The 1873-nt window shown below is 66.9% G+C and carries 4 protein-coding genes; 1 reads left to right on the top strand and 3 read right to left on the bottom strand.

Features of this window, described 5'->3' with window-relative positions; all coding sequences use genetic code 11:
• Positions 1-52: 52 nt before the first annotated feature.
• On the top strand, positions 53-937 hold the full coding sequence (locus tag ACYVKL_RS16945; protein ID WP_379164436.1) for an esterase/lipase family protein: 885 nt from the start codon (positions 53-55) through the stop codon (positions 935-937).
• A 210-nt stretch (positions 938-1147) separates the two neighbouring features.
• On the opposite strand, the gene ACYVKL_RS16950 is transcribed toward ACYVKL_RS16945, so the two are convergent.
• From ACYVKL_RS16950 to ACYVKL_RS16960, 3 genes are all read right to left on the bottom strand, one after another.
• Positions 1148-1273, bottom strand: a complete 126-nt coding sequence (locus ACYVKL_RS16950; protein ID WP_379164439.1) for a hypothetical protein — start codon at positions 1271-1273, stop codon at positions 1148-1150.
• Between the two features lie 42 nt (positions 1274-1315).
• The gene (locus ACYVKL_RS16955) at positions 1316-1462 is read right to left on the bottom strand and encodes a hypothetical protein (protein ID WP_213559251.1); all 147 of its coding nucleotides are present in this window, start codon (positions 1460-1462) and stop codon (positions 1316-1318) included.
• A 121-nt stretch (positions 1463-1583) separates the two neighbouring features.
• On the bottom strand, positions 1584-1802 hold the full coding sequence (locus ACYVKL_RS16960; RefSeq protein WP_213559250.1) for an MbtH family protein: 219 nt from the start codon (positions 1800-1802) through the stop codon (positions 1584-1586).
• Between the last annotated feature and the right edge of the window lie 71 nt (positions 1803-1873).

Here is a 1873-nt window from a genome sequence, read left to right on the forward strand (position 1 = left end):
GCGCGGAGTCGCGCACGGTCGGGGTGGACTGCACGAAGGGGACCGGAAGCCGTTGTCGTACATCAGAATTTCCAGAATCGTCGCTGCCGCGCTCGCGGCCGCAGCCCTCGGGACGGCCGCCGGGGCGCAAGCCCAGCCGGACACCGGGTCCGCGGAACAGCCACTGCCGGTCGGGTCGACCATCGAGCCGCCGATCGATTGCGCGCCGACCGCGGCGCATCCGTATCCCGTGGTGGTGCTGCCCGGCGCGGACGGCACCCCGGAACAGACTGCCGCGCAATGGGACACCATGGTCGGCGCATTGCGCGGGGCCGGGTACTGCACGCTGCTGTTCCAAGGCGGCATTTCGAACGACCGGCGCTGGAACGGCGATATGCCCGGTGAAGCGGGGCAGGTCGCGGACTTCGTCACGAAGGTGCGTCAGACCACGGGAGCGGCGAAAGTCGAGATCGTGGCGCACTCGGCGGGCAGCATTGTGTCGAACTACTACCTCAAAGTGCTGGGCGGAGCGCCCGCGGTGAGTCATGCCGTGTTCATGACACCCGAGGTGCGCGGGTGCGACGGCGCGGGCGTCGTCGGAATTCCGAATCCGCCGATCACGCCCGTGCAATTGCTGCACGCGCTGCCGTTCCTGCGGTCGGCGCTGGCGGCGAGCTCGCACGAGTTCGCCGTGGCCATGCAGATGACGCCGGATTCTCCGGTCTACAAGGCCATTTTCGACACCGCGGTGACGCAGCCCGGCGTCACCTATTCGGTCATCGCGACCCGTCGCGATCAGCTCGCCACGCCCGCTCCGGCCTGCTCGGTCATCGACGAGCCGGGAGTGGTGAACGAGGTATTCGAGGATCTGTTTCCGGATGCAGCGCCGGTGGATCACTCGCTGATCCGGTCCAGTGACGACACCGCGGGCTGGGTGCTGCGGCAGTTGGGCCGCTGACACCTTCGCCCGGGCATCGGACGAGGCGGAAAGGGAAGGAAACCACAGAGCGCCGGGACCGCCAGGACGCGCGGTCCTGGCGGCCTTCACACACCTACCCGAGCGCTACGTCGTAGTCGGCGGCCAGGTGTAGGAGGAGCCGGTGCCCAGCGACTTCGCCAGGAAACCGAAGAAGTCGTTCACAGCACTACCGCTGAACATGGTGTCCTCCTAGACGACCGGAGCCGGGGTGGTGCCGCCGCCGGGCTGGGTGACCGAGGTGGACGAACCGGCGCCGACCAGGTGGGCGAACGCCAGGAGCAGGTCGGTGAAGCCGCTGCCGGTGTAGAGAGGCATGGCAATTCCTTTCGAGATTTTGTTCGGTGAAGCCTGGGCGAATTACTTCGCGCCGTGCGACTTGAGCTTCGGGCCCTTGGGGTTGTAGCTCGCGGTGGAGCCGGCGCCCAGGAACTTCAGAACCTGGGAGACGACGGCGCCGATGTCGACGGAGGGCGCGGTGCCGGGATCCGGAGGAGTGGTAGTCATGGTGATTCCCTTTCTTTCACGACGCGGACAGACCCCCTCGATGTGTGGTTTCTTCTCGGGACCGCCGCACGGGGCCGTTTGGCCCCGGGTTTGTGGATGCGGAACGTGGTATTCCGCTGGTCTATTCGGGCTCGACCGACATGGCCTGGACCAGCGAAGCCGGTCGCATGTCGGTCCAGTGCGCCTCGACGTAGTCCAGGCAGCTCTGTCGCAGGGCCGGGCCGTGCGCGGCGGTCCAGCCGCCGGGGATGGCGGCGAACACCGGCCACAGCGAGTGCTGGGCCTCCTCGTTGACGAGCACGTAGAACTGGGCGTTCTCGTCGTCGAACGGATTGCTCATGGTGGATCAGCCTTTCTCACCTGGGATGTTCAGTGCCACAGTGCGTTTCTTCAGCGCCACGGTGCGTTTCT

The organism is Nocardia tengchongensis (assembly GCF_054781395.1).